The organism is Terriglobales bacterium, from assembly GCA_035624475.1.
In the GTDB taxonomy this organism is placed as follows: domain Bacteria; phylum Acidobacteriota; class Terriglobia; order Terriglobales; family Acidobacteriaceae; genus DASPRL01.
The window spans coordinates 1-4,603 of sequence record DASPRL010000060.1 but is presented as its reverse complement, the minus strand read 5'-3'; the positions used below and the strand labels follow the sequence as shown (position 1 = coordinate 4,603).

6 protein-coding genes are annotated in these 4,603 nt (G+C 66.5%); 3 read left to right on the top strand and 3 right to left on the bottom strand.

Annotation, left to right across the window (positions count from 1 at the left end; translation table 11 throughout):
• Together VEG08_02790 and VEG08_02785 are read left to right on the top strand one after the other, a co-directional pair.
• A partial coding sequence (locus VEG08_02790; GenBank protein HXZ26907.1) for a hypothetical protein occupies window positions 1-680 on the top strand: 680 nt, incomplete at its 5' end.
• A 58-nt stretch (window positions 681-738) separates the two neighbouring features.
• Window positions 739-1,206, top strand: a complete 468-nt coding sequence (locus tag VEG08_02785) for a hypothetical protein (protein ID HXZ26906.1) — start codon at window positions 739-741, stop codon at window positions 1,204-1,206.
• Between the two features lie 75 nt (window positions 1,207-1,281).
• Here the strand turns inward: VEG08_02785 and VEG08_02780 are convergent, their stop codons facing one another.
• The gene (locus VEG08_02780) at window positions 1,282-2,262 is read right to left on the bottom strand and encodes a CsgG/HfaB family protein (GenBank protein ID HXZ26905.1); all 981 of its coding nucleotides are present in this window, start codon (window positions 2,260-2,262) and stop codon (window positions 1,282-1,284) included.
• A 93-nt stretch (window positions 2,263-2,355) separates the two neighbouring features.
• Window positions 2,356-2,736, bottom strand: coding sequence for a carboxypeptidase-like regulatory domain-containing protein (locus VEG08_02775; GenBank protein HXZ26904.1), 381 nt, complete (start codon window positions 2,734-2,736; stop codon window positions 2,356-2,358).
• Window positions 2,737-2,937: 201 nt separating this feature from the next.
• On the opposite strand from VEG08_02775, the gene VEG08_02770 reads away from it, so the two are divergent.
• Entirely contained in the window at window positions 2,938-3,981 is a 1,044-nt protein-coding gene (locus VEG08_02770; GenBank protein HXZ26903.1) for a hypothetical protein, read from the top strand.
• A gap of 406 nt (window positions 3,982-4,387) precedes the next feature.
• Here VEG08_02770 and VEG08_02765 read toward each other — a convergent pair.
• Window positions 4,388-4,603, bottom strand: a 216-nt coding sequence (locus VEG08_02765; GenBank protein HXZ26902.1) for a hypothetical protein, incomplete at its 5' end; no start/stop codon positions are given.

Below are 4,603 nucleotides of genomic sequence, written 5' to 3'. Positions count from 1 at the left end.
AGAATGCACTGAACCAGCACTGGCGCTGCCACCTGACCGGTCCGGTCGCGGCTGCCGCCGCGCCCTGCAGCGGCCTGGGCGACTTCATGGGCGCGCGTGGTCCGTCGCTCGCCCTCGGGCCCGCGGTCGCCTTCCTGGTGGCCTGGCTGCTCTCTGACCTCCCGGCTGCCCTGCGCCCGGCCGTCTTCGGCGGCGACTGGCCTTCCAGGTGGCTCTGGGGGCACATGCTCATCGATGCGGTCGTGCTGACTGTGCTGCTGGTGAGTGGCCTACGCCTTCTCGCCAGCGACTTCACGGCCGCCCTGCTTGTCTCCCTGGCGTACGGCCTGCTGATCGGGCGGATGGATGTCTGGGTGTTCCACATCACCAGCCCCGTTCTGCGTGACAGCGTCCTGACTGCACTCTCCATCCTGATCTGGGCTTTGTTCCTTTTCCTGGCCCTGGCGGTGGCCCTGCGCATCATCCGAACTTCTTGGCTGGCGCTATGGATCGGTTCGCTTGTAGCCTTCCAGCTGAGCCAGGTCGCGTCCACCGTGATCGGGGTGTACGGGTGGGGCTCCAGCTTCGTTCTTTTTCCGCCCTTGCGCGAGGTGGTGACCATGCTGGCCGCGGCCACCGTCTTCGCTCTCGTCTTCTGGGGCGGGAGCCGCCTGATGCCCGCTGCCGCCTCTTCTTCCTGACTGTCTCCGGCCGGCGGCCGCTGAATCGCGGTAGAATGTGCCAAGAAGGAGGGCCGCCATGCGCCTCGCCTCTCTGTTGGTCCTGCTGCTGATGGCGACGCTGCTGTGCGCGCAGGAGACTCCCAGCGCGCTGCCGCCGCAAGCCGCGGTTGAGCCGGCTCCGCCTCCACCGGAGGCAGCGCCCGCCGCCCCGGCAGCCCAGCCCGCTCCCGTACTCGGCCACCCGCTCGATCCCGCCGACGTGGCCACGCTCACCGCCCCCTCTTCCACCAGCGTGCCTGCGTATGCGCGCACTTCGAGCTCCTACTACCCGCCCTACCTCGGTGGCTATCCCGCCGAAGTGCCGTTGTTCGGCGGCTCGCAGCTCTCCGCCAGCACTTGGCGCACGCCCATGTTCTCTCCCTTGGGCTTCGGGCGCCGCAACTTCTTCGTCTTCGGCCACCCCGGTTTTGGCCCGCCCTTCTTCTCCCCTGGCGGCCCCGGCTTCGTCGGCTTCCGCCCGCACCACGGCGGACACCACCACTAGGCATTTGCGCAAAGAAAAGCGGCGCCTGGGACCCTCTCCCCGGCGCCGCTTCTTTCACTCTTCACTATCCACTATTCACTGGGTTGTCGTCTTGGCCAGGTCTCCGATGCGGAAGCCGGCGCCGCTCAGGATCTTGCACTGCGCCGAGTCCGCGTCCACGTCGGTGACCTGCACCTCCCCGATCTTGGTGCTCAGCCGCCGCAGGATCTTGCCCGTGGCCGGGTCCTTGATCTCCTGCGTCACCCGCTCGATGGAGAGCTGATCGCCGGCCTTCAGTCCGGCCTTGGCGCCCACGTTCAGCACCACCGTGTCGCCCTGGGCGTAGGCCACCTGGCCCGAGACCTGGATGGTGCGGATGTGCAGGCGGTCGGCGTCGGCGATCACGCCCGCGCTCAACTGCTGCATCGCTGCTTTCACTGCCTCACCGATGATCGTGTTCTCGAAGTCCGAGGAGCCAAAGTCCACACCGCCGGCGCCGAAACCGTGCCAGCTCCCGCCACCGCCCAGCAGGTTGGTGGAAGAGCGGCTGGACTCGCCATGGCCGTCGGCCACCGCCAGGATCTCGGCCGTGTCGATGTCGACGATGCGGCAGTCCACGGTCACGATGGCCTTGGTGCTCTTGTGGCCCACGTGTCCCAGGCCCCAGCCGCCCCAGCCGCCGCCCGCGCCGCCGACGTTGGTATTATGGGTCTCACCACCGAACTGCGTGATCGTCCCCAGGATGATCGCGTCCACGCCCAGCAGCTTGCCCAACTGCGCCGCCGAAGCCGGGTTGGCCCGGTCACTGGTGGAGAAATTCTGCTCCGCCAGGATCTTGTCCAGGGCGCGCCGCTCCACCACGGAATAGGTACCGTCCTGCACCAGGTGCTTGACCAGCAGGTCGGCCATGCCCTTGCCGACGTCCACGTCGGTCCCGAACAGCGCCGCCACGTCGCTGTGCACCGTGCCGTAATCGAAGTCCATTACCGCCACCCGCTTCTTGCGCGGCCCCTGCTGCGCCTGCACCAGCAGCGAGCCCAGCAACACCACTGCCACGATCCGCACTGCCGTCTTCATGATCTACTTCCCCTCCAGCCCGATGGGATTGAGTCTCGCCCCGAGGAAGGACGCCGGAAAATTTTACCGCAAGCCCCGGCCCCTGGCCACCCGCTACTTGTAGATGGTCATTTGGTCCTGCGGCAGCTTGAGCTTGATCACCAGAGCGTGCTCCGGCTGGTTGATCTCGTAGTCCTCGCCGAAGGTCTGGCGGCCGTGGGCGATCACCTGCACCCGCAGCCGGCCGTAGGGCACACCCGTGTAGCTGCACTCCCCGTCCTGGTTGGTCTTCAGCTCCACGCCGCCGCGCTCCTGCTGCCCCTTCTTGTCCACCGGGTGCAGGACCACGTGGGCGTTGGCCACCGGCTTTCCGTTCTCTTCCTTCAGCACCGTGACCTTGATGGTGGCGTTCGGCTTATCCTTGCCCGCCGCCCCCGGCAGCGCCCACAGGGCGGCCGCCAGCAGCAGCAGGATGCGCCCTCTCCTCGTCCTCATGGTGTCCTATTGTAGGCAACCGGCTTCCTGCTTGTCATCTGGCCGTGCCCACCCGGATCAAGGGGCCTTCCCGTCCGTCGCACCCTTCTCCGCCGCGACTCCCCCCGAAGTCGGGAGGGAGCGGGCGGAGTTGGGTTAGAATGCACGCCTCTGTGAGGCCCCGGCCGGTCCGGTCCACTCTCGGCCCTTGTGAGGTGTGAGATGAGAATCGCCCTTCGCTCCTGGCTGGCGCCGGCGCTGCCGGCGGTGTTGTTCCTCAGCTCGGCTGCCCCCGCTTTCGCTCAGGATCAGCCCACCATCCAGAAGGACTCCATCGTGGTCAAGCTGCAGAGCTTCGACACCACCTCCCGCAACGGGGTACGGCGCTCGGGAACGCCCCCGAGCTGGCTGCCCCGCATCAAGTTCCGCGTCAACGGGCCCATCGCCAGCGGCAGCCAACTCTACGTGCAGTTCTCCCTGCCCACCGACAAGAACTGGATCCGCTTCGATTGCACCACCAACGAGCGCGAGCGGGGCAAGTGGCTGGAGACGGAGTGCGGCAACGAGGTCTCCGAAGACAAGAACACCAGCACCGTCGGGCTGGTGCCCTTCTCCATCAAGATGCGGAATGAGCTGCAGGGCACCGACCTGACCCTGTTCGCCGGCAAGGTCAAGGTCATCAAGGTGCAGCCCAACCCCAAGAACCCGGCGGACTGGGAGTTCTTCGCCGACGAGGATTGGCGCATCCCCATCGGCTTCATCTTCGCCGCCACCAATGAGGGTTTCGGCAGCAATCCCTTCCTGCACGTCGGCTTCTGGTATCGCGGCAATCCTCCCGACGTCGAGGCCCACCTCTTCTACAACGGCAAGGACATCGCCAAGTACAAGCTGGGCGGCAACGATGCCTCCGAGTGGAGCCCCAACATGTACCAGTGGGGCTACGTCAACTGCCAGTTCGACGGCGTGTACCCCGGCGAGATGCCCCCGGACATGGCCTACGATCCCAAGTTCGAGATGCGCAAGAATCCCGGCGAGTACGAGGTGAAGGTGCTGATCGTCAACCACCTGGCCCGCTCCATCAAGTTCACGGTCAACGCCGACGGCAGTTTCGACAACGGCATCGCCACCGCCAACCAGTTGGGCGCCGACCGCGTCATCGTCCCCGTGCAGGTGATCGGCAGCCAGACCACCAACTGGGACCGCACCGCCTGGAAGACCGGCGCCTTCTACGGCAACCCGCTCACCGGCTTTACAGCTGTCCCCTAGCCGCGGAGGGCGCGCATGAAAAAAGCGAGGACCCAAACGACTCCGAAAACGGTGGCCCAGTACATAGCGCAGCTCCCGCCGGCAGTCCGCCCCACCTTCCGCCAACTGCGCGCCGCGGTTCGCTCTGCGGCTCCCGGGGCCGCCGAAACCATCAGTTATCGCATCCCGGCCATCCGGCACAAAGGCAAAGTGCTGGTTTGGTTCGCTGCCTTCTCCGACCACTGCAGCCTGTTTCCCACGGCCGCGGTGGTCGCCGCCTTCAAAAACGACCTTAAGGGTTTTCCATACTCGAAGGGAACAGTTCACTTTCCCCTGGACAGGCCGCTTCCCGTCGCCGTGATCAGGAGGATGGTGAAGGCCCGTGTCGCGCAGAGCGTGGGCAGGAAGCGGCGCTGAGGGGATCGGGCTAGTTCGGCTTGCTCTCCGGGGAAGGAGGATCGTCCTTGGGGGGACGCTTCTGCAGGGTGGGGCGGTTGTCGTCCTGCGCGGGCTGGTCGGAGCCGGAGGAGCCCTCGTTCTTGCCGCGCTTCATCAAGGTGGGGCCAGGCTTGCCCACTTGCAGGTGGCGGCGGGCGCTGAGCGCCGCCAGCCGCGCCTTGACCTCCTGGAACTCGCTGGTGTC